The sequence below is a fragment of the Corynebacterium sp. HMSC077D03 genome (assembly GCF_001808545.1).
Taxonomy (GTDB): Bacteria; Actinomycetota; Actinomycetes; order Mycobacteriales; family Mycobacteriaceae; genus Corynebacterium; species Corynebacterium simulans.
On record NZ_KV793662.1, the window covers coordinates 15,043 to 36,773 of the forward strand.

21 protein-coding genes, 1 other RNA gene and 1 pseudogene are annotated in these 21,731 nt (G+C 61.5%); 15 read left to right on the plus strand and 8 right to left on the minus strand.

Annotation, left to right across the window (positions count from 1 at the left end; all coding sequences use genetic code 11):
* Window positions 1–1,103 precede the first annotated feature (1,103 nt).
* From HMPREF2888_RS12690 to HMPREF2888_RS02015, 7 genes are read left to right on the plus strand one after another with little or no spacing between them, the layout of a single operon-like run.
* Complete coding sequence (locus tag HMPREF2888_RS12690; protein WP_061921077.1) at window positions 1,104–1,871, plus strand: acyl-CoA synthetase family protein; 768 nt, start codon at window positions 1,104–1,106, stop codon at window positions 1,869–1,871.
* Window positions 1,855–2,898 carry an ABC transporter ATP-binding protein gene (locus HMPREF2888_RS01990; RefSeq protein ID WP_061921079.1) on the plus strand — a complete coding sequence of 348 codons (1,044 nt, stop codon included), beginning with the start codon at window positions 1,855–1,857 and terminating at the stop codon, window positions 2,896–2,898. Before HMPREF2888_RS12690 ends, HMPREF2888_RS01990 begins: the two co-directional genes overlap by 17 nt.
* Window positions 2,895–3,647, plus strand: coding sequence for an ABC transporter permease (locus tag HMPREF2888_RS01995; protein WP_061921081.1), 753 nt, complete (start codon window positions 2,895–2,897; stop codon window positions 3,645–3,647). The genes HMPREF2888_RS01990 and HMPREF2888_RS01995 overlap by 4 nt, the downstream gene beginning before the upstream one ends.
* Entirely contained in the window at window positions 3,644–4,381 is a 738-nt protein-coding gene (locus HMPREF2888_RS02000) for an ABC transporter permease (protein WP_061921084.1), read from the plus strand. The genes HMPREF2888_RS01995 and HMPREF2888_RS02000 overlap by 4 nt, the downstream gene beginning before the upstream one ends.
* Complete coding sequence (locus HMPREF2888_RS02005; protein ID WP_235591013.1) at window positions 4,378–5,172, plus strand: class I SAM-dependent methyltransferase; 795 nt, start codon at window positions 4,378–4,380, stop codon at window positions 5,170–5,172. The genes HMPREF2888_RS02000 and HMPREF2888_RS02005 overlap by 4 nt, the downstream gene beginning before the upstream one ends.
* On the plus strand, window positions 5,169–6,947 hold the full coding sequence (locus HMPREF2888_RS02010; protein ID WP_061921086.1) for an ABC transporter ATP-binding protein: 1,779 nt from the start codon (window positions 5,169–5,171) through the stop codon (window positions 6,945–6,947). Before HMPREF2888_RS02005 ends, HMPREF2888_RS02010 begins: the two co-directional genes overlap by 4 nt.
* Window positions 6,944–8,677 (plus strand): ABC transporter ATP-binding protein, encoded by a 1,734-nt coding sequence (locus tag HMPREF2888_RS02015; RefSeq protein WP_061921088.1) that lies wholly within the window; start codon window positions 6,944–6,946, stop codon window positions 8,675–8,677. The genes HMPREF2888_RS02010 and HMPREF2888_RS02015 overlap by 4 nt, the downstream gene beginning before the upstream one ends.
* Window positions 8,678–8,902: 225 nt before the next feature.
* Here HMPREF2888_RS02015 and HMPREF2888_RS02020 read toward each other — a convergent pair whose 3' ends face one another.
* The 4 genes from HMPREF2888_RS02020 to arsB form a co-directional block, all read right to left on the minus strand.
* Window positions 8,903–9,157, minus strand: a complete 255-nt coding sequence (locus HMPREF2888_RS02020; RefSeq protein ID WP_061921090.1) for an aminoacyl-tRNA hydrolase family protein — start codon at window positions 9,155–9,157, stop codon at window positions 8,903–8,905.
* Between the two features lie 407 nt (window positions 9,158–9,564).
* Window positions 9,565–10,623: a trypsin-like serine protease gene (locus HMPREF2888_RS02025; RefSeq protein WP_061921092.1), complete on the minus strand. Its 1,059-nt coding sequence runs from the start codon at window positions 10,621–10,623 to the stop codon at window positions 9,565–9,567.
* Between the two features lie 2 nt (window positions 10,624–10,625).
* Window positions 10,626–11,582, minus strand: a complete 957-nt coding sequence (locus HMPREF2888_RS02030; RefSeq protein ID WP_061921094.1) for a DUF418 domain-containing protein — start codon at window positions 11,580–11,582, stop codon at window positions 10,626–10,628.
* 552 nt (window positions 11,583–12,134) lie between these two features.
* A complete protein-coding gene (gene arsB, locus HMPREF2888_RS02035) occupies window positions 12,135–13,202 on the minus strand; it encodes an ACR3 family arsenite efflux transporter (protein WP_061921097.1) in 1,068 nt (355 codons plus the stop codon).
* A 72-nt stretch (window positions 13,203–13,274) separates the two neighbouring features.
* Between arsB and HMPREF2888_RS02040 the strand changes: the two genes are divergently transcribed.
* Window positions 13,275–13,616 (plus strand): ArsR/SmtB family transcription factor, encoded by a 342-nt coding sequence (locus HMPREF2888_RS02040; protein ID WP_061921099.1) that lies wholly within the window; start codon window positions 13,275–13,277, stop codon window positions 13,614–13,616.
* A gap of 39 nt (window positions 13,617–13,655) precedes the next feature.
* On the opposite strand, the pseudogene HMPREF2888_RS12370 reads toward HMPREF2888_RS02040, so the two are convergent.
* Window positions 13,656–13,769, minus strand: a pseudogene (locus HMPREF2888_RS12370) (histidinol-phosphatase); the annotation flags it as partial.
* A gap of 252 nt (window positions 13,770–14,021) precedes the next feature.
* Between HMPREF2888_RS12370 and HMPREF2888_RS02045 the strand changes: the two are divergent.
* Complete coding sequence (locus HMPREF2888_RS02045; protein WP_061921101.1) at window positions 14,022–15,221, plus strand: S1 family peptidase; 1,200 nt, start codon at window positions 14,022–14,024, stop codon at window positions 15,219–15,221.
* A 72-nt stretch (window positions 15,222–15,293) separates the two neighbouring features.
* Here the strand turns inward: HMPREF2888_RS02045 and hisN are convergent, their stop codons facing one another.
* Window positions 15,294–16,079 carry a histidinol-phosphatase gene (gene hisN, locus HMPREF2888_RS02050; protein WP_061921103.1) on the minus strand — a complete coding sequence of 262 codons (786 nt, stop codon included), beginning with the start codon at window positions 16,077–16,079 and terminating at the stop codon, window positions 15,294–15,296.
* Complete coding sequence (locus HMPREF2888_RS02055) at window positions 16,072–16,899, minus strand: inositol monophosphatase family protein (protein WP_061921105.1); 828 nt, start codon at window positions 16,897–16,899, stop codon at window positions 16,072–16,074. The genes hisN and HMPREF2888_RS02055 overlap by 8 nt, the downstream gene beginning before the upstream one ends.
* A gap of 68 nt (window positions 16,900–16,967) precedes the next feature.
* Between HMPREF2888_RS02055 and prfB the strand changes: the two genes are divergently transcribed.
* From prfB to ssrA, 6 genes are all read left to right on the plus strand, one after another.
* Window positions 16,968–18,080 (plus strand): peptide chain release factor 2, encoded by a 1,113-nt coding sequence (gene prfB / locus HMPREF2888_RS02060; protein WP_061921119.1) that lies wholly within the window; start codon window positions 16,968–16,970, stop codon window positions 18,078–18,080.
* Window positions 18,081–18,125: 45 nt separating this feature from the next.
* Window positions 18,126–18,815, plus strand: a complete 690-nt coding sequence (gene ftsE, locus HMPREF2888_RS02065; RefSeq protein WP_061921107.1) for a cell division ATP-binding protein FtsE — start codon at window positions 18,126–18,128, stop codon at window positions 18,813–18,815.
* A complete protein-coding gene (gene ftsX / locus HMPREF2888_RS02070) occupies window positions 18,816–19,718 on the plus strand; it encodes a permease-like cell division protein FtsX (protein WP_070456360.1) in 903 nt (300 codons plus the stop codon).
* 24 nt (window positions 19,719–19,742) lie between these two features.
* Window positions 19,743–20,243 carry an SsrA-binding protein SmpB gene (gene smpB / locus HMPREF2888_RS02075; protein WP_061921111.1) on the plus strand — a complete coding sequence of 167 codons (501 nt, stop codon included), beginning with the start codon at window positions 19,743–19,745 and terminating at the stop codon, window positions 20,241–20,243.
* 27 nt (window positions 20,244–20,270) lie between these two features.
* Window positions 20,271–20,627, plus strand: a complete 357-nt coding sequence (locus HMPREF2888_RS02080) for a DUF488 domain-containing protein (protein ID WP_070518131.1) — start codon at window positions 20,271–20,273, stop codon at window positions 20,625–20,627.
* Window positions 20,628–20,738: 111 nt separating this feature from the next.
* Window positions 20,739–21,117, plus strand: a transfer-messenger RNA (tmRNA) gene (gene ssrA, locus HMPREF2888_RS02085).
* 77 nt (window positions 21,118–21,194) lie between these two features.
* On the opposite strand, the gene HMPREF2888_RS12375 is transcribed toward ssrA, so the two are convergent.
* A partial coding sequence (locus HMPREF2888_RS12375; protein ID WP_210386797.1) for an excalibur calcium-binding domain-containing protein occupies window positions 21,195–21,731 on the minus strand: 537 nt, incomplete at its 5' end.

The window sequence follows — 21,731 nt, forward strand, 5'->3', positions numbered from 1 at the left end:
GAACCGTTGTGTTCACGTGCCACGACCGCCGTGTCGCGCGAACGTGGGCGGATCGGGCGAGCATCGTCGCCGAAGGGAAGGTCGCCTGGTCCGGTCCCGCGACCGACGTGCCGGCTGCCCCGGAGTCGTCCCGGCGGGATCGCGCACTGCCCGCGGCCGGCGCACGGACGTCCGGGGACGAAAGTCCCTGGACCGGTGAATCCGACGCTCGGAGGCGCGCGGGGTTGAACGCCATCACGATCGTCGCGGCGGTGATGCTCGTCCTCGTCGCCGGGCTGCTCTCCGGCGGAGACGCCGTTCTCGCGCTGACTGGGGTTGCGTTCCTCGCACTCGCTGCGATCGCGGAACGCGACGTTCGGGCGACGGCGGGGAAGGTCCTCCTCGTCCTGTTGATCGGGGTGTTCTTCGGCCTGCTCGGGTGGCGCTCCGAGTTCTACGGCGGTGGGGATCCGGCGGAGGCCGTCCGCCACGGCATCCATCACGGACTGCTGCTGACAGCCGTGTTCGCGGGGACGGTCTTGGTCTCCGCGTGCATGCGCGTCGAGGAGCTTTTCGACGCCATGGTGCAACGCCTCCGGGTTCCCTACACATGGTGCACCATAGCGATTTCCGGGGTGAGCATCGCGGCGTTCCTGCGCAGCGAAATCCCCCATCTGACATGGGCGATTAGATTGCGCTCGATGCGACCGGGGCAGTCTTTCCGCTCCGGCTTCATTCGCGCGACGACGCCCGCGTGCATCGCCTTTCCCTTGTTCGTTAGCGCCGTGCGCTGCGCCGAAAAGCTGTCCCTGACCCTGGCGATGCGCAACTTCGGCCGTCATCCGCGGCGCACCTTCCGCACCGATCACCCCTGGCGAGTGCGTGACGGGTTCGCGGCCGCAGCGTCCGCCGCGGCCTTCGTCGCCGCCCTGGTGTCCGCAGTGACTTGACGGGCACCCGGAACCGGCGGGTCCCGGGCCCGCGAGCGTTTCCGAGCTTGTGCGGAGACGCGTCCCACCCAGTTGCTTCACCCTTTCAACCCTTCAGACACATCCTCCGGGTCACGCCATGCGGGCCCGGTCCGCCCGGCACCGGCATGGCGCCGACAACCGAAAGAGCTACCAATGAACACGATCCAGACCATCAGCGACGTGCTTCGGGACAAGGCCGATGAGACGAAGAAGGGGATCACCTTCGTCGAGAATCGGCGGGACGTCTTCGTCCCGTATGGCCGGGTCCACGCGGAGGCGGTGGCGGCTGCGACTCGGTTGGCTGAAGCCGGCATCGGCCCCGGCGATCGCGTGATCTTCCAAGTTTCGGAGAACCGCGGGCTCATCCGGGCGTTCTGGGGCTGCGTCTACGCCGGCGCGGTTCCGGCGCTTGCGCCGCCGGTGTCGGGCCCGGTTGACGTCGACAGGGTGCGGACGCTCTCGGACATGATGCCCGGGGCCCCGATCCTGGTCGACGAACGCAGCCACACGCTGCTCACCGGCGCAAACGGTGCCGTGGTCGTGGGCGAGGACCGGCTGCTCGACGTGTCCATCGTCAATGACGCTGCCGCGGAACCGGGTGCGGCGATGCCGGGTGATGCTGAATTGGACTTCTCTCAGGCGGGGGACGTGGATTCCGGGGATGGCGCCGAGGCGGTCCCCGCGTTCCCGGTGCGAGGTCGATTGCTGCCGCCACCGTTGTGGCGGTCGCGGGGAAGCCGGTCGCGCCGGGGTGCCGGGATCTCGTCGGCCACCCCCGGCTCCTCGAACCGGTCCTCGCCTTCGCCCGCGATGCGGGCATCCATATCGAGGTGCCGCATGACAACCCGACCACGGGGCCGCTGCCGACAGCGGCCCACTGCGATACCAAAGAAAAGGGGAAACGATGACGGATCAAGCTGAACGAGGTGCGGCGATCGTCGTCCGCGACCTCACGAAGAGCTACCCGATTGCGGGCAATGCGGGCACCCCGCCCGAAGGCGGGGCAGGTGCCCCGCCGGACGGCGGGCGCAAGGGAAAGCGCGGCGCCCGGATGCGCAAGCATGTGCTCGACGGCGTGAGTTTTACCGTGCCCGCCGGGGCGATAGTGTCGTTCCTCGGCCACAACGGTGCAGGCAAGACCACCCTCATCCGAATCCTGTCGACGCTCATCACCGCCGACTCCGGCGAGGTGAGCATCTTCTCGCGCGATGTGAAAGAGGACCCGGCGGGCGTGCGCGCCGACATTGCCACCACCGGCCAATTCGCGGCGATCGACGAGAACCTCACCGGCCGGGAGAACCTGGAGTTCTTCGGGCGGCTGCGCGGACTCGACCGCGCCGCCGCGGCCGCCCGCGCGACGGAACTGCTCGCGCAATTCTCGCTCGCGGACAGTGCCTCGACGCTGGCGTCGGCCTATTCGGGTGGCATGCGGCGCCGTCTCGACATCGCCGCGTCGCTGTGCGTCGTGCCCAGGCTGCTGTTCCTCGACGAACCCACAACGGGGCTGGACCCTGTCAGCCGCGAAGAGCTGTGGGGCTTCATCCGGCAACTGCGCGACGACGGAATGACCCTGGTGCTGACCACCCAGTACCTGGAAGAGGCGGAGGCGCTGGCCGACCACGTCCATCTGCTCAAGGATCGCCGCATCGTCGCCAGCGGAACGCCGGAGGAATTGCGCCGCGACTTCGGGTCGCACGTGCTCCGCGTGTCCTTCGCCACCGCCGCCGAGGCGGAGGCGTTCGCCTGCTGCCTCGGGGGAACGTGCCTAGACGGCGCCCGCGTCGCGGGGAAGTCGGTGTCCCTCGACGTCGACCCCGGACCGCGGGTCCTCGAGGCGGTGGCGCAGGCGATGGAGGCCTCGGAAGCGTCGCCGGATTCGCTGAGCGTGTCGCCGCCCACCCTCAACGAGGTGTTCATATCGATGAACGCAGGGGGTGCGGCGCGATGAGTGCGACGTCGGTCGCGGCGTTTCTCCGTCGGGATCTGCTGCTGTTGCGACGCAACACCGCGTCGCTGATCTCCATGTTCGTAGTTCCGCCCCTCTTCCTGCTGTGCCTGTACGCGGTGTTTGGGTACTCGGCGGGGCAATCCGGCTTCGGGTACCTGCGTTTCGTGCTCGGCGGCTGCCTGTTCCAGGCGGCGATGTTCACTGCCGCGGCGTCGGCGATGGCGGTGGGACAGGACGTCGAATCCGGGCTCGTTGACCGCGTGCGTGTGTTGCCCGGGGCCACAGGCGGCTATGTCGCCGGCAGGCTCGCCACCGATGTGCTGCGGATGTCCGCGTCGATCGCGGCGCTGCTGGTCGTCGCGTGGGCCTGCGGCCTCGACATGGCTGTCGGTGACGTCGCGTGGACTGTCCTGTGGTCGCTGCTCGCCGCGGCGGTCCTGTCCCTGGTCACGGACGGGGTGATCCTGATGGTGCCCGCCCCGGTGTCGACGGCCTCATCGATCCAGGCGCTGGAAATGCTGCTGCTCATGTTCTCCACCGCGTTCATTCCGGCGACCGCTTTGGACGGCTCCCTGCGCGACGTCTTACGTCACATGCCGTTTTCGCCGATCATCGAGGTGATCAGGGCGGCGTCCCCGGATGCCTTCCCGGATAGTGCCGGGGAAGAGGCAGCCCTGTGGCTCGGTGTCGCGGTGGTCGCCGGAATCGTCCTGTTCATCCGCCGGTTCACCTCGAGGAGCGAATCATGATCGGCGCCATCTTCGTGCATCTGCGGCGCATCGCCCACATTTGGCTGCGGCGCCCCGACTTCTGGTTCATGACGTTCATTGCTCCGCTCGTGTACCTGTTCATCGTCAACCGCATGTTCGGTAGCCTGGTCAGGCAGCTCACCGGAGAGTTCGAACTCCCGAACGCGGTCATCCTGGTCGTGACGACGTGGGCGTTCATCTTGGCCATCACGGGATCGTCCACTGTGTTCGTTGAACGCAGCAATGGCCTCCACGAGCGGTTGATCACCATGCCGGCGCCGTACGCGGCCGTGCCGGCCGCACGGATCATCGCTGAGTTCATCCGGATCATGGCGATGACGGTCGTCGTCGCGGCGGTGGCCGCCTTGCTTTCCGACGGCCCCCCGGAGGCGTCCTGGTGGTGGAGGATCGCGGTGACCGGCGCGATGGTTGCCGCGGCGGCCGCATGCACCGGCACGTACATCGCGTTCTCCATCACCAGCCCCCAGGGCTCCGTGGCCCTCATCCCGTTAATCATCGTTGCGATGTTCGTCAACACGGTGCTCATGCCCGCCGACCACTTTCGTCCCCTCCTGCGCGGAATCGCCGGGCACACCCCCGTATCCGCGGCCGGCGAGGCCGTCAACGGCACCGGGTCTGCGGGTCTGGTGGTCTGCGCGGCCTGGTTCTTAGGCATCGCCGTGCTCGCGGCGTGGGGCATCGCCGTGAAAACGAGGCCGGGGGAGTCTGCATGACGGGCACGTCCACGGGGGCGGCGCCGCCGACGACGGCCCGCGAACCCGAGCACCTAACCCGAAACCGCCGCGTGGACGCGGACCACACACCCCGGAGACAGAACCAGATGAAGTCGATTGCCCAGATCGTCCAGAACAACCGCAGACTCCTCGCGGCCTACGAGGACAAGGTCCAGCCGAGGTTCCTCAGCCGCTATGCGCGTGAACCGATGGACGCCGCCGCCGTGTATCGGAAGCTCCGTGCGCTGGATCCCGGGCCGGATGCGCCGGCCCGGGTTCTCGACCTCGGTTGCGGAACCGGGTGGCTCGCCCGCATGCTCGCCGCCGAGCCTCGCTATCGCAGGGCGAACATCGTCGGCTACGACCTGTCGCCCAATGCGATCCGCATCGCCCGCGAACGCGCCGCCGTCGAAAGGCTCGGGGCCCGGACGGAATTCCACGTCGCCGACGTCCTCGCGCCGCTCGCGGGAGAGCCCGGCAGGACCGATGAAATCTGGGTGTGCGGCGCGCTCCACCAAATGAAGGATGCGGGTGCCGCGCTCGGCAGGGTCGCCGGTCTGCTCGCCGACGGCGGCATCGCTTACGCGCAGACGTTCGCCGAGGATCCCGACGTGAACGAGCGGGTCGACATGGCCGTCATGGCGAAGATGGGCCACCGGGTGTTCCGGGGCAGCGAGCTCGAGGACCTCGCCGAAGCCAACGGGCTGAAGCTGGGCAGAGCCTCACACGCCGGCATGGTGTACTTCTGCACTCTCACGAAGAAAAGCGCGATCGGGGAGGCGGGCAAGTGAGCGCCGTGGACGAGACCGTAGGCCCGTGGTCGCTGCTCGCCCCGATCCGGACGCGGATGCGTGCGGTGGTCGCGTTATCCGTCCTGTCGTCGGTGGCTACCGTCGCTTCGCTGGTCGGCATCATCGACATCGCGATGACGTACCCGGAGGCCCCGGAGCATCGGACGTGGTTGGCCGTGGCTGTCATCGTCGTCGCCGCAACGGTGCGCATGGCCGCGGACGGCGCCGCCGGCATGCTCTCGCACCGGGCGGATAACGACCTGCAGCTCCACCTCCGGCGCCGGCTGGTCGCCCAAATCCGGAAGTTGCCGCTGGGCTGGCTGGACGCCCGGCGCTCGTCGGGAATCATCGGGTCGGTTGAGAAGGACGTCGCGGCTGTCCACCAGCTCATGGGCCACACCGTCGGTGAGACCGTGGTGGCGGTGCTGGTTCCCCTGCTTTCCCTCATCGCGCTCGTCGCGGTGGATTGGCGGATCGCGGCGGTGGCGGTCGTCCCGGTGCTGGTCACCTTCGCCCTGATGGGCGTGATGATTTCGCGCGGAGCCGGTCTTCAGCGCGACTACGAGCGAGCCTCCGAAGGAGTGACGGCCGCGGTCATCGAGTTGGTGCGCGGTATCCCGGTGATGAAGTCCTTCGGACGCGCCAACCAGGGCGCGGGTCGCTACGATGCCGCGGCGTTGTCGTTCGTCCGCGCGTGGGCCGCCTGGTCCCGGCAGTCGAACATCTATCTCGGGTTCATCGACGTGGTGACGTCCCCGATCACAGTCCTCGCAGTGGTGTGCTGGGCCGGCCTCGCTCTGAGGGACGCCGCGGGCGGCATACCGGAGGGTCTCGTCGCCGGGCTGGTTCTCAGCCTTGGACTCTCCGCGGCGATCGTGCGGGTGGCCATGAACTCCGAACCCATCATCGCGGGGATTGCCGCCCTGAAGTCCATCGCGGAGGTGCTGGGCACGCCGCCAATCGCCGAGCCCGCCGATCCGGTGCCCGTGCGCGGAGGCGCGCTCGAGGTCCGGAACCTGGTCTTCTCCTACGGCGATGGGCCGCGGGTCCTTGACGGGATGTCCGCGACGTTCGAACCGGGGACCCTCACTGCGCTGGTGGGGTCCTCCGGTTCCGGAAAGTCCACCGTCGCCCGGCTGTTGGCGCGTTTCCACGACCCCGTTGAAGGCTCGGTGCTGCTGGGCGGCGCCGATCTTCGCGACATCGCCGTGCGCGACGTACACCGCTCGGTGTCGGTGGTGTTCCAAGATCCGCAGTTGCTCACGCTGCCGTTGCGGGAGAACATCCGGCTGGCCAGGAGAGACGCCACCGACGGCGAAATCATGGCGGCCGCGAAGCTCGCGAACCTCGATGCGGTCATCGCGGCGCTGCCGAAGCGTCTGGATTCGGTGGTCAACGTCGACGTGACCTTTTCCGGCGGTGAGGCGCAGCGCGTGGCCATCGCGAGGTCGATCATCACGGACGCGCCGGTGCTCATCTTCGATGAGGCAACCGCTTATGCGGATCCGGCTTCCGAGGCCCTCATCCAGTCCGCAATCGAGCGTTTGGCCCGTTCGCGGACGGTGATTGTGATCGCGCACAGGTTGAGCACGATCCGCAACGCCGACCGCATCCTCGTTCTCGATGGGGGAGCGGTCGCGGAGGCGGGTACCCACGACGAGTTGCTTGCGCGCGGTGGCCGCTACCGGGATTTGTGGCGCGCGTTCGCGCTCGACGACGAACCATCCGCTCCGCGGGGCACTGAATCAGACGATGAAAAGGCGGGGAACCGATGATTCGGGACTTGTGGTTGATGACGGATCGGCGCTCGAGAATGACGCTGGCGTGGCTCATTGCGTTGGCCGCGCTTGCCTCGCTGGCCCAGGGAGCGGCGTTCGTCGCGCTGCTGCCGCTGCTGTCGGCTCTGGCCGAGGGAGATGATGCGACGGCGTGGCGTTTCACCGGCGTCATCGCCGGCCTCGCGGTCGCCCATGCGGTGCTGTCCCTCGCCGCGGGGACGGTCGGCAGGGCGAATTCCGCAGCGGTGCTGTCGTCCCTGCTGCGTTCCCTGGGCGAACGCGTGCTGACGTTGCCACTCGGGTACGTCACCAAGTCCACGGCCGGCCGCTTTTCGGAGATGGCGTCGTCGGGTATCGCGTTCGCGGCGTCCGTGCCGCACGTGATCCTGCGGCCCGTCATCGCCGCGGTGGTTGCGCCGACCGTCATCGCCTTCGGAATTCTGGCGGTGGATTGGCGCGTCGGTTTGGTTCTCGTCGCGTCGGCGCCGGTGCTCTTCTTCGCCTACCGGGCCATTGGCCGGGTCGGCGGGGAGTCGGACGAAGCGCATGCTGACGCCGTCGCTGCCGTCTCCGGCAGGCTGATCGAGTTCACCCGCTGCCAGCAGGCGATTCGCGCCGCGAGCGACGGTTCAGCGGCGGACGCGATGGTGGATGAGGCGATCCGGGCCCAACACGATACGTTCGCGAAGGCGACGTCGACGCAGGGGGCGGCCATCGGACGGTTGAGTTCGGTCGTCCATGCGGTGTTCACGGCGGCGGTAATCGTCGCCGTAGCAGTCGCCGCGACGGGCGGGATGGCGCCGGCGCAGTTGGCGCCAATGCTCATCGTGGTCGTCCAGTTCACCGGACCGATCACCACGGCGGGAGCGTTGTCCGGCGGTTTCGGTGCGGGCCGCAACACGTTGGCTGCGTTGCGTGACCTGCGGGCGATCCCCGCCCTTCCCGAACCGACCGCACCGGAGCTGCCCAACGGGCATGACGTGGAGTTCCGCGGCGTGAGCTTCGGGTACGGGGATAAGAAGGTTCTCGACGGCGTCAGCTTCCGTGCACCTCAGGGAGCGCTGGTTGCTGTAGTGGGACCGTCGGGGGCGGGCAAGACGACGGTCATGCGGCTGCTGTCGCGTTTTCATGATCCGGACTCGGGGGAGATCCTCATCGGCGGGGTGCCCTTGCCTCGGATCGGCACCGACGGCGTGAACTCGCTGGTGACCCCGGTGTTCCAGGAGACGTTCCTTTTCGACGCGTCCGTGCGGGACAACGTGGTCTTCGCCGACCCCGAATTCGGTTCCGGGCCCGGTGACGGGGACCGCTTGCGCGAGGCCGCTCGGCGTTCCGGGGTGGACCGCATCGTGGAGCTGCTGCCTTCCGGGTGGGATACCCCGGTGGGGGAGGAGGGGACGCTGCTGTCGGGAGGCGAGCGGCAGCGCCTCGCCATCGCCCGGGCGCTTCTGAAGGATTCCCCGGTGGTGCTTCTCGACGAGCCGACGTCCTCGCTGGATGCGGCCACTGAGCGGGCGATCGTCGGCACGATGGAGGCGTTGCGCGGCGATCGCACCGTGATCGTCGTCGCCCATCGTCTGCACACCGTCCGCGATGCCGACCTCATCGTCGTGCTTTCGGAGGACGGGACGGTCGCAGAACGGGGCACGCACGATGAATTGCTGGCGAAGGGCGGCCGCTACGCCGAGTCGTGGGCGTGTCGGACGGGGAGCTCCTCGGGCGCCTGATCCTCATCACCTGGTCGATGCCCTCACGGGCGCCCTGCCGCAGCTTCCCGAATCCCACCGCCAGGCGCTCGGTGGGCAGAGCGAAACCGCCGACGAAAACACCGAGCAGCACGAACACCGACGAGCTGTAAGGCTGAAGCTTCCTAGAAAGCGAAAATAGCCCTCTTCCTCATCCCTGTGAAAGCTGGGAGGGAAGGGGGCTCTTTGCTGCCTTGCCGCTAGCTACTACCGCCCGTGCACCTGGTTTTGAGCAATTTCCAGCCCGTGGCTGGCGATTAGCTCCACTGCCTCCGCCGCGGTGGGCAGGGTGAAAGCGAGTTCCTCGCGCTCCTTGGCATTGAAGTTGCGCAGCACATAATCAGCTGGATCCTGGCGGCCCTGCACCCACGCCAGGCGCGGATACGCGGCAACAGATGACGCGCAAAACTCTTCCAACGAGTCGGTGCCAGTTACATGGAGTTGCTCGTCTGCGCCAGGCACCCAGGGGTCATGCGGGCAGCCCTCGGCGGGGTGACGATTGCCACTCGGTCAGCGGCCAAACGGCGCAGTTCAACGTCGCATTTCACGACACCGCGCAGCTTTTCAACAGTCCGGTTCCAAACGTCGAACCCAACAGTCGGCGGGGTTTTCACTGACAGGTAAGCGCGACCGTCACCTGTCACACCCTACCCCTGCGGAGTAGGGCAGAGGTAGGAGGTCACCCGAAGGATGGTGCTCTCTTGTGTCTTGCTCCGTCCCGCTTTCCATTTGCCCCATTCGCCTTCACGAGACACGACTTCACCAAATAGCAATTATGTGAATCACATCGTCGATTCTTAGTATGCACGATAAAAGCCGCCTACCCAGTACTTGCTGGGGAGGCGGCTTGTGGTTGTGGTTAGACGGTTCTACTGTCGGCCATTCCTAATGCGCGACCAGGCTGCTGCGATAACCAGCCCAACGCACGCGATGGCGAGGTAACCCCACATGTGATCGGCGCTGGTCTGAATGGTCTTTGGCGGAGCAGGAGTGTTCTCTGCGGTTAGGACGCTTTCTTTGTCGCGACCAGAGGTGACACCGTCAATCCAGTCGGCAGTGCCTGCGAGGGTGGTGATTGCCGCGCTGGGGGAGGGCAGATCAGGATCTCCATTGGAAGTTCCGGCGGTAGCAAGCCCGGCGAGCTTTCCATCGACGAAGAATGGTCCGCCGGAGTCGCCGCCCTGCATACCTGCGCCAGATACGGAATGTACGTCCAGGATGGCGCTTTCAATCATCGGCATCATGGCAGCGTCGGCTGGGATGCTTTCGGTTCCAGCAGGGATCGACTCGGTTTTGGAAGCATCTGGCTTAGCTGCATCTGGCATTGCTGTACCTGGCATGACGGATCCTGGCTGCATTTCCATTGATTCCATGGCACCGCCTGGAGTAGCCTCACCTGGAGTAGCTTCACCAGGCGCAGCCTCACTTGGAGTTCCTTCATCGGGGCCTCCGCCCAGCAGCTCATTGACGACCATCTTGGACATCGGAAGCTGTCCGGATCGGGCCATCGACGAGCTGCTGCTCCAGCCGTAGAGAGTTCCCACCTGTCCAGGTGTTGGAATATCGCGGGAGACCTTCGCCGGGGTTGCGTCAGTGACTTTTTGAGTCAGGTGAAGCAATCCTGCATCAGACATTGGAGACAGCGCCCAAGAATCGGCATCGTAGACTTTCCCGCCGATGCGGGCCTGGGTTCCTTCGTTGTTCACAGACTCTAGGCAGTGGCGTGCTGTGAGCACCCACTGCTCGGCAACTAGCGTTCCGGTGCAGTCACCGAAATTGCCGACTTTGCCGATCTTTAGCGCGGCCACAGAACTGCTTTCAGCATTTGCAGGTGCGGGTTCGCCGTTTTCCAATGCAAGAGCTGGAGTCGCAGTTAGAAGCAGGGTGCTGCTAACAATTGCTGCGATGGAAAAAGATGTTTTCTTCACGGTTATTTCCCTTTCCCAGAAGGAACAATGGCCTTGATTGCGGTGGCAACGAGTTTTTCGGCAGGGCCCTGACCCACAAACTTCTTCCAGAGACTTGCGATGACGAGGAAGAATACGATGAAACCTGCTGCAGACAGCGTGGAATGCAATGCAACATTCTGCTGCCAATAAGCCGCGGTGAGAACGTGCAGGACGTAAATGGTCAGCGACATTGTTCCCATGGCCGCGAATGGATAAACCGCGGTCGGGAAGCGGTCGCCTACGAAAAGACACAAATGCAGCACAACAGCGGCAATGGCGACGGAGAGAATGATTTCGCCGAAGACACCGGTATGTCCGGTAAATCGGAGCCAGCCAGCAATCTCGGGATCAAATCGGAAGTACATGCCGACGGCTGTGATGACAACGCTGACAGCGGTAATAATCCAACTCAACCGGGCATTAGCGCTAGTCTTGGAGGCAGAAGTGTCTTGCAGACGACCGCGTAGGTAGACGTCGTAAAGCAGCATGCCGCCGATGAAGTATGCAATCCACGCCAGTAGCGGATAAATCTGTGGCAGCGTCATGGGCGCGTACTTTATTGTTGCGCCGATAGTTGCGGCGATGAAGAAGCCGACTCGCCACCAGGTTCCGAGTGCTGGCATCCAGGAAACCAACATCATTACCAGACCCATGACGATGAGGACTACTTGAATTTCTCCACCGACCGGCAACAAGGCCAGGCCGATGAGAATAATCAGAGCGCCGCGAGTGATGAGGCGCAAGAAGGTGGTGCTGCTGTAATTTCGGCCGATAATCATCATGGTGGCGCCGGCAATAATGGCGAACAATGATGAAGGCAGGCCGGAGAGCACAACCTTTGTGCTCCAAAGCAGTGAGGCCATATGGACAATGATCATGCCGATGATGGCGAGTGAGCGCGCTATATCAAGCCCCACAATTCGTGAAGGTTTATTCACCTCAGTTTTCTCCTTGTACTACAACTTATCGGGAGGTGCTCTTCGGTAAAAAGCTCTCCCTATAAGCGTCTTAATCAAAACGACTTTCTAGTTGTAGCAACCGAATCTGGCAATACATTAGGTGATTTTGAGTAAAAACAGAGTGTTTCGTCTGTACATTCCCTGTGAAGCTAACGTGTTCAAAGAGCCCAGGGCGCGCGTAACCTAGTGGCCTGAGATCAATGCTGACGAGTTTCACTTAGTCCGAGGTGCCAGGCGTCTTCCTCGCGTATCTGTTAAATCATTGCCATTCCCATTGCTCTCGTGTCGGTAGGTAACGCGTGGCTGGCCCAACCCTGAACCTGCTTCCCACCTGGTGGGCAGCGGTCGCCGGCTATGCCCTGTGCTGGAGCATCATCGCCGATGAAGACAACACGATCTGCAGTCTGGAGAATCGTGGGGTCAATGGGCTTTGGTGATGCATCGTCTATAGAGGCGCCGATTTCTGCAACTGATTTGGCTGCAAGCGCATTGGTAGTAGTTTTGGGATTTTCTTCACTTCAGACTCCTTTTCTATAGTTTGTCCGGTACGGAAAGATCATTGGAGAAAAGGCGCGGCCCGAGCCAGCGGGTGACGTAGACAAGTGCAACGAGTACGGGAACTTCAATCAGTGGTCCAATCGTTCCCGCAAGTGCTTGCTGGGACAATGGGCCGAAGGTGCCAATCGCAACTGCAATTGCCAACTCGAAGTTATTTCCGGCAGCCGTAAAGGCAATCGATGCGGAGGTTGCGTAGTTCATGCTCGCGGTCTTGGCCGAAGTGAGAGCGATCGCGAACATGGCGAGGAAGTAGATCGCTAGTGGCAGCGCCACTTTCGCAACGGTCCAGGGATTCTCAACAATCTGCTGTGACTGAAGTGCAAAGAGCAACACGATTGTGTATAGAAGGCCGGCAAGCGCCAATGGTGAGATTTTGGGCAAGTACTCATTTTCATACCAGTCGCGACCACGGGTGCGTTCACCAATTATGCGTGATGCCGCGCCAGTCAGAAGCGGAATGCCGAGGAATACCACTACGGATAGTGCGATGGCCCAAAAAGAAAAGGTGACGGAAGTGGTTTCCAGTCCCAACCAGGAGGGCAGAATCTGCAGGTAGAACCACCCTAGAACGCCGAACATTAGAATTTGAAATAGCGAGTTTACGGCCACCAATACGGCGGCGACTTCAGTATCGCCGCAAGATAGGTCGTTCCAGACCAAAACCATTGCAATGCAGCGGGCGAGACCGACGATAATCACGCCAGTGCGCAGTTCTGGACTATCGCTGAGGAATATCCAGGCAAGGATGAACATTAGTGCGGGGCCGAGAATCCAATTGAGGAAGACTGTAATGCCCATCAGCTTCCTTGATGTCAAAAATTTGCCCGTTTTGTCGTATCGGACTTTTGCGAGCGGTGGGTACATCATGACCAGCAAGCCGATGGCGATTGGTACGGAAATTGTCAAAATTTTTGCCTCTGCCAGCCAGTTCACAAGTGACGGTGCAATTTTGCCCAGGATGAGGCCAATTGCCATTGCAGCTGCAATCCAAAGCGGCAAGAAGCGATCTAGGAAGCTGAGTGACTTTGTAGTCTGTGCCATGGTTTCCGGTGTAATCGATATATCGATGAATGTCAATATGTCCAGAGTGGAGACCGTGTAGTCTCAACAGGTATGGACGAAATCTCAGCATGCTGCGCACTTGGCGGTCGGCCTCTCGACGCGGCGGAAGCGCAGGCTGCGGCAACGCTCTTCAAAGCGCTGGCGCAACCGGCGCGCCTGCAAATTTTGTCTCAGCTCGCTGCCGCTGGCTGTAGTCCGATGACCGTGGGGGAGCTGGCCTGTGTTTCTGGGCTTAGTCAGCCGACGGTATCGCATCATTTAAAGACCATGGCGGATGCCGGGCTGCTTACTAGGTCTAAGAGTGGACGGGTAGTAACCCATGAGGTACGCCCTGAGGTATTTGCTGAGCTGCGACGTATCCTGGATATCGGTCACGCGGACAGGAGATGGTGAGCCGCTGGTCGCAAATTGCGATAGGTCGGAAAACTCTGTTTACCCGTTCAAACGCTTGACGACGGCGTCGTGAAGCAACCCATTCGTCGCAACCGCATCCCCGCCGTGCGGCCCGGCGATACCCGCTAGAGAAATGAAGCGGCCGCCAGCTTCGGGCCTGGCCCCTGTTAGGTAGACACCTTATATCCAGCCCGGTTGGGTTGGGGCCAGGCCCCTTTGACGTTTTACAAAGAAAACCTAGTACAGCGGCCATTTTTAGGTAAGGCAAAGATTTTGGGTACACCCGCAAACTGTGTAAACGATAACGGGTTGGAAACAGATGCAAATTAGAGCTTCGTAATACCTACCCGCGTGAAATGATGATCCTTGCTAGACCAATAGCAAGAGAGATAGAGGGATTTGTTCATGCTTCACATTCCGCACCTAAAGAAAGTCATCGTGGGCTCGGCTTTCGCAGGTGCGTTTTTCTTTGCGAGCCCCACCGCAGGCGCCCAAGAACTGCCTGCTGCCGAGCCATTCGACCCAGCTGCCGCCGCGCATGCCGTGGTTAATCATGTCAACGATGAGTTTGCTCGCTTCGGCGCGCAATCTGGTTTAAGTGACATGCTGCAGACGCAGCAGCCTGCTGCGCAGACCCAGGCACAAGTGCAAGGCCAGGTTCAGAACCAAATTCAGGAACAGAATAAAGCGCTGAATTCGGCCGTCAACGATGCAGTGTCCCAGGCCCAGAACGCAGTGCAGCCGGTCATCGAACAAGCGAATGCGGATAGCCAGCAGTACGCGCAACCGCTGACCAACCCGAACCCGGTCGGCATGATTGAGCAGGCAACGCAGCCAGCTTTTAAGCCACAGGGCACGGATCCGAACTACGTCTGGAAGAACGATGCTTTCTCCAAGGCGGCAGCCGCTAAGCCCTTCGATGACTACGTGTTGCATCGCGTACCTGGTTCCTACTTCGACGCACCGCGCGTACCTGAAGAATCCAATGCGGCGTTGACGCGTGGAAAGTCCTTGTACGGCCCAGGTACGCCGCTGTATGTTCGTCAGGACACCATGTGCACCTTGACCGCAGCAGGCACCGACGCAGCCGGCCGCAAGGTAGGCATCACCGCGGGACACTGCGGCAACGTCGGTGACCCAGTTTCTTCCGCCGATTCCTGGCAGGTTGGCCCAACCGGCACCATTGCCTCCAGGAACGATTACCTGGACTACTCGGTCATCGAGTTCGGCTCCAAGGCTGAGGTAACCCGCAACTACAATGGCGTGCATGCCACGGAGGTTGGCGGCAATGTCAAGCCGGGCGCTGTCACCTGCAAGACTGGCGTCGCAACCGGCACTACCTGTGGCATGACCTACCAGCAGGCCAAGGAAGTCCAGATCAACCAGGTCTGCGCCATGGAAGGTGATTCCGGCGCACCGGTTATGTACAAGGGTCGCATCATCGGTGCAATCTCCCGCGGTCTTATCCCGGGTCTGCCTGATTGTCGCACCCCGCTGCAGGGCGCTCTGCACGATCCGACCGTAGCGATGAACATGGACGCAATCCTTGCGGACATGAACCGCCGCGGTGGGGTAGGAGCAGGCTTTACGCTCCCGCAGAACTAATCTCTCCCACAAACGGCTACATGCCCCGTGCTTGAAGCGCGGGGCATGTAGCCGTTTTAGTGATTGTTTTGTCTATTGCAGTTTCAGCGCTTCCAGCGCTGCCGTATGCAGCAGGCCGTTGCTAGCCACCGAAGAGCCGTGGTGCGGGCCGGCCTCACCGTTGAGGCCGGTGAACTTGCCGCCTGCCTCGGTTACCAGCAAAGACGGCGCTGCAAGATCCCAGAGGGAGACCTCAGGCTCAGCCGCAATGTCGACTGCGCCTTCTGCCACCAAGCAGTAGTTCCAGAAGTCGCCATAGCCGCGCAGACGCCAAGTCTTTTCGGAGAGCTCCACGAAGCAATCACGCAAACCGCGCTTAGCCCAGCCTGCCAACGAGCCCATGGCCAGAGAGGCGTTTTCGAGCTGGTCAATCTGCGAGACGTGTAGACGCTTTGGCTCGCCGCCGAATACGCGGTAGGCGCCGCCGCCCTTGGCGGCGTACCAGCGACGTCGCAAAGCAGGCGCGGAAATCACCGAAACCACAGGCTCACCGTCTTCCAAAAGAGCAATCAGCGTGGCCCATACCGGCACGCCGCGCACGAAGTTCTTGGTGCCATCGATTGGATCGATGACCCACTGGCGGCCCTTGAAGGTGGGGGTGCCACCGAATTCCTCACCTAAGACTTCGTCGCGCGGACGGGAGCGCTTGAGAGCCTCACGAATCTGCTTCTCGCAGGCCAAGTCAGCGTCAGAAACCGGGGACATATCCGGCTTGTCCTTGACCGAAAGATCGGAAGCCTCAAAGCGGTGCATCGTGATGACATCCGCGTGACCTGCCAGCTCGAGCGCGAGGCCTAAGTCTTCTTTGAACTTACCCACGGAGCCATGCCTCCATTTGATCGACAACCTGTTTATTACCAGCGATGCACCATTCCACACCGCCTGCTTCTACCTTGCGGGCGGCGCCACCTGCGGCCTCCACCAGCGCTTTGCCCGGGAACCAATCCCAGTCCGCGACGCTGTGCTGCATCCAAGCACCCCAGGTGCCGTCGGCAACGCTGGAGAGGTCCACGGAACCGGCGCCGAGCATGCGAACTGTAGCAAAGTGCTCGGACACACGCTGCCAGGCCGCGCGGATTTCTGGGTCCTGAATGGATGTAGGGTGCAGGTAGGTTGCCATGCTGGTTTCATTTGCCGGTTTATCCTGCAGCTTGGCGACGTCCTTTCCATCACGGGAAGTAGGAAAGTCACGGCCGCCGAACCAGGTGTAGCCCATGGCGGGGCGGTGCACTGCGCCCATGATGACGCCCTCGGCGTCGGTAAGCGCGAGCGCCGAGCACCAGTAATCCGAGCCAGATGCGAAGTTATAGGTACCGTCTACTGGGTCGATGACCCAGTTGCGTCCCGAGGTGGAAGGGCGGGTAGCGCCCTCCTCTCCGAGGATGCCGTCCTCGGGGCGCACCACCTCGAGCACGCCGGCAACGAAGCGCTCGGTGGCGCGGTCTGCATCGGTGACGACATCAGAAATGGAGGTCTTCTGATCGACGTCAATGCCCTGCTCACGCATGCGCCATGCTAGGCGGCCTGCGTTGTAAACGAGTGCCTGCGCAAGGTGTGCGTCGGTGTCATCTACGTGAGCTACCAGAAAGGTTTTGGTGATCGCGTCGATCATCTCATTCAAGCTCGGCTGTTGAGTCATGGAGCTATTGTCCCGCTAAATGCGGCCGATGGCTAATTGTGTGTGCTGCGCAGGTAGACTTGGGCGCTATGCGTCCCGAACAATCAGCCCGTCTTGCCGAATTGGATTCCACCCTTACGACCATTGAAAAGGTCATGGATCCTGCAGCTTTAGCTGAGCAGGTTCGTGAGCTCGAGGCTCAGGCTGGTGACCCCTCTTTGTGGGATGATCCGGCCCACGCGCAGCAGGTGACTTCCGCGCTTTCGGCCGCGCAGGCCAAGATTCGCAAGCTGGAATCGCTGCGTTCTCGCGTGGACGATATGCCGGTTATGTACGAGTTGGCGGAGGAAGAGGGGGACACCTCGCTTGCCGACGACGAGCTAGACGAGCTGGGCACCCTCATCGAGGCGCTGGAAGTGACCACGATGCTTTCGGGCGAGTATGACCCGCGCGAGGCCGTTATTAACATCCGTTCCGGTGCAGGTGGCGTGGATGCGGCGGACTGGGCTGAGATGCTCATGCGTATGTACGTGCGCTGGGCGGAAAAGAATGGCCATAAGGTGGATGTCTACGACATTTCTTATGCAGAGGAGGCGGGCATCAAGTCGGCCACCTTCGTGGTGCACGGCGAGTACATGTACGGCCAGCTTTCTGTAGAACAGGGCGCCCACCGTTTGGTCCGCATCTCGCCCTTCGATAATCAGGGTCGGCGCCAGACCTCCTTCGCTGAGGTGGAGGTGCTGCCGGTGGTGGAGCAGACCGACCATATCGATATTCCGGATGCGGACGTGCGCGTCGATGTCTATCGCTCTTCGGGCCCTGGCGGCCAGTCAGTTAATACTACGGATTCCGCGGTGCGTCTGACGCACATTCCGACCGGCATCGTGGTGACCTGCCAGAATGAAAAATCCCAGATCCAGAACAAAGCCTCGGCGATGCGCGTGCTGCAGGCCAAGCTTTTGGAGCGCAAGCGTCAGGAAGAACAAGCGGAGATGGATGCGCTCGGCGCAGGCGGTAATGCCTCGTGGGGAAACCAAATGCGCTCGTATGTCCTGCATCCGTATCAGATGGTCAAGGACCTACGCACTAACTATGAGGTGGGCGATCCATCGAAGGTGCTCGACGGTGACCTGGATGGATTCTTGGAGGCCGGAATCCGCTGGCGTATGGCTGAGGCGCAGAAGGAAGAGCAGGAAAGTTAGGTTTTACACTTTCTGTTGTTAACTCATGTTGCTAATGTGGCTTGAGTGATCACCTTTGAAAATGTGTCCAAGGTTTATAGAACGTCGACAAGGCCCGCGCTTGACGACGTCTCGTTTCAGATCGATGACGGCGAATTCGTCTTCCTGATCGGGCCCTCCGGCTCCGGTAAATCGACATTCCTACAGCTGATGGTGCGTGAGACGAATGTTTCCTCCGGCGACATTCACTTCGGCGATTTCCACGTCAATGCGCTGAAAGGCCGCCAGATCAATCAGCTGCGCCAGTCCATCGGCTACGTCTTCCAAGACTTCCGCCTGCTGCCGAAACTGAACGTCTACCAAAACGTGGCCTTCGCGCTCGAGGTCATTGGCAAGAAGAAGTCCAAGATCGACAAAGCGGTTCCAGAAGTTCTGGAAATGGTGGGTTTGGGTTCCAAACAGCACCGCATGCCGCACGAGCTTTCCGGTGGTGAGCAGCAGCGCGTTGCCGTGGCGCGTGCCTTTGTTAACCGCCCCAAGTTGGTCCTTGCAGATGAGCCGACGGGCAACCTGGACCCGGGTACTGCCTCGGAGATTTTGGGATTGCTATCCCAGATCAACCGCCGCGGCACCACAGTCATCATGTCTACGCACAATGCACGTGCCGTCAATGATGCCCGCCAGCGCGTCCTCGAGCTGCACAACGGCAAGCTCGTTCGCGATGAAGACCACGCACTGTACGGAGAGGCTCTGTAAATGCAACTAGGACTAGTTTTACGCGAGGCTTTTAAGGGGCTCGGCCGCAACCTGACCATGACGGTGGCGATGGTTATCACGACCGCCATTTCCGTAGCGCTGGTCGTCGCCGGCGTGCTGGTGACCAACATGACCAACGACACCAAGGAGATCTACTTGGAGCGCGTGGAAGTCATGGTTCAGCTCAATGAGGACATCTCAGCAAACGATCCGGAATGTAGTTCTCCGGAATGCGCTGACTTGAAGAAGCAGCTGGAAAGCGACGACGACGTGGAATCGGTGACTTATCGTGACCGTCAGGCGTCCTACGACCGCTTCGTCGAGCTCTTCAAGGAGACCGATCCTGTGATGGTGGAGGAGACCTCTCCCGACGCGCTGCCAGCGGCCTTCCACGTCCGCTTGGTCGATCCCACGGATACCGCGCCAGTCGACGCCATCAAAGACAACCCGGCAGTCGGCGAAATCATTGACCAGCAAGAAGAAGTCCGCGGTGCCGCCCATAACTTGGACGCCATCCGCAATGCCACCTTCGTGCTCGCAGCCGTGATGGCAATCGCAGCTATCTTCCTGATCGCGAACATGGTTCAGATTGCTGCTTTCAACCGCTCCCGTGAGACCTCGATTATGCGTATGGTGGGTGCATCCCGCTGGATGACCCAGGCTCCGTTCGTGCTGGAAGCACTCCTCGGAACGCTGATCGGCGTCGTGCTCGCTGGTGTGGGCATCTCCGTGGGTAAGTCCGCGGTGGTTGACCCCTCGCTGAAGAATCTCTACGAATCGCAGCTTCTGGCACCGATTAAGAGCTCGGACATTTTGGTTGCTCTGCCTATCGTGGGCGTATTCGCACTGATCTTTGCTGCACTGACGGCGCAGATTACCCTGCGCGCTTATGTGCGCAAGTAAGCACCGCGTATAGTTGTAGAAATTATGGCGAAGAAGGCAAAGAAGAAAGCAGCGGTCGATAACAACACGACCCTAGCCACCAATCGCCGTGCCCGTCACGATTACAAGATTCTCGATACCCTCGAATGCGGCATGGTCCTGGTGGGAACCGAAATCAAGTCAATGCGTGAGGGCAAAATCTCGCTCGTCGATGCGTTCGCAACCATCGACGACGGCGAGGTTTATATCCGCAACCTCCACATCCCTGAGTACTCGCAGGGGACCTGGACAAACCACTCGCCAAAGCGCACCCGCAAGCTGCTGCTGCACCGCCGTGAGATTGACAAGCTCATGGGGCAGGTGCGCGATGGCAACAAGACTCTGGTGCCGCTCAAGGTCTATCTGAAAGATGGCCGTGCCAAGTGCGAGTTGGGCCTTGCCCAGGGTAAGCAGGACTACGACAAGCGGGAGGCCATCAAGCGCCGCGATCAAGACCGCGAAATCACCCGCGAACTGGGGCGCCGCATCAAGGGAATCAACGCCTAAGCGCCGCCACGACGTAGCCTGGGTGCCATGATTCATACGGCAAAGGCACACGACGTCGTCAAGGGCGAGACAAAAGTAACCGGCAAGTCGGTGCTCGTGGACAGGCTCTGGCCGCGCGGGATAAGCAAGGATGACTTGGCGCCGGACTATTGGCTCAAAGACGTAGTTCCCAGCCCTGAGCTGCGCAAGTGGTGGAACCACGACGCGGATTCATTCGATGAGTTCTCCAAGCGCTATAAGTCTGAGCTTGACGCGAACGACGCCGAAGATATGGAAAACCTGCGCCGCCTCGCAGACAAGGGTGCAGTAACGCTTATCTTCGCCGCCAAGGACCGCGAGGTAAACCACGCTACAGTGCTCAAAGATTGGCTGGATGCGCAGTAGGGCAGCGATGAACCACATAGGGTTTATGCCGGGGACTTGAGCCCTAAGCCGGTGTTGGAGTAGCGTAGAGCAAACCGCAGAGAATTGCACATACCCGCTCTGTAGGTTAATGGGGTCGACTTGGTTTCGACTTCGTACATTGAGCCAGGGGAAGCGTGCCGGTGCAGGCTGGAGACCACCGTAAGCGTCGCAGCAACCAATAAACGCAGAGAAGAACTCTCAGCGTGACTACGCCCTCGCTGCCTAATTTCAGCGACGCGTGTCTGTCAGCCCAGGTTTAGTTCCTGACCTGGTTCCTGGCATCGACTAAGGAACTTGCCTTTCTGGTTTGTTGTTCGGCCGGAAGGGGACTTCTAGAGCAACTGGGCCCATCATCCGGAACGTGTTTGCCCGTGCCGGAGGGCCGAGTAGAGATCCTGTGCAAACTGCGCACGGAGAAGCCCTGGCGAGGTGACGAAGGACCCGGGTTCAATTCCCGGCGGCTCCACCACTTGCCCCAGCTAAACGATGTTTAGCTGGGGCTTTCTTCGTTCTGTAATTGCTACTTAAACCGGATCATAGGTACGTCTAGCCCGGCTGGGACTCGCATCCTACGCCATCACCGTTGCTATCGCGGTCGGGACTGTATTCCGGATCGCCGGGGTAAACTTTGTGGCCAATCTCAGCGCAGGTTCGACTGTCGCCGCCCGAATATTCAGGTGCTGGCGCAGGGGCCTGGGCAGGTTCCACAGGAACGTCCATCTCATTGGAACATTGCTGCGTCCAACCAGAGGTTCCGTCTGTGAAGAATGTTGTTCCGCGCTCATGGAGCAAAGGATCGCCACAGGTTGAAATGGTTTTGTTCATCGGTGTTGGGGATGTTTCTCCAGGTGCTTCGGTGTAACCGATTACTGGGTCTTTTTCTTGGCCGATGTTCTGCGGCGGCACTACGTGAAGATCGTCATCATCTTCTGCATCGACGGGCAAGGTTGGTGATGGTGTTTGACTAGTCAAAGAAGCGCTGCTGGTTGCCGATGTGCTTGACGTAGCAGTGGTACTAGTTGCTGAAGTAGTGCTGGTGATTTGGGTGCTAGAGGGGGTGTTCCTATATAGGTTGTCAACTCC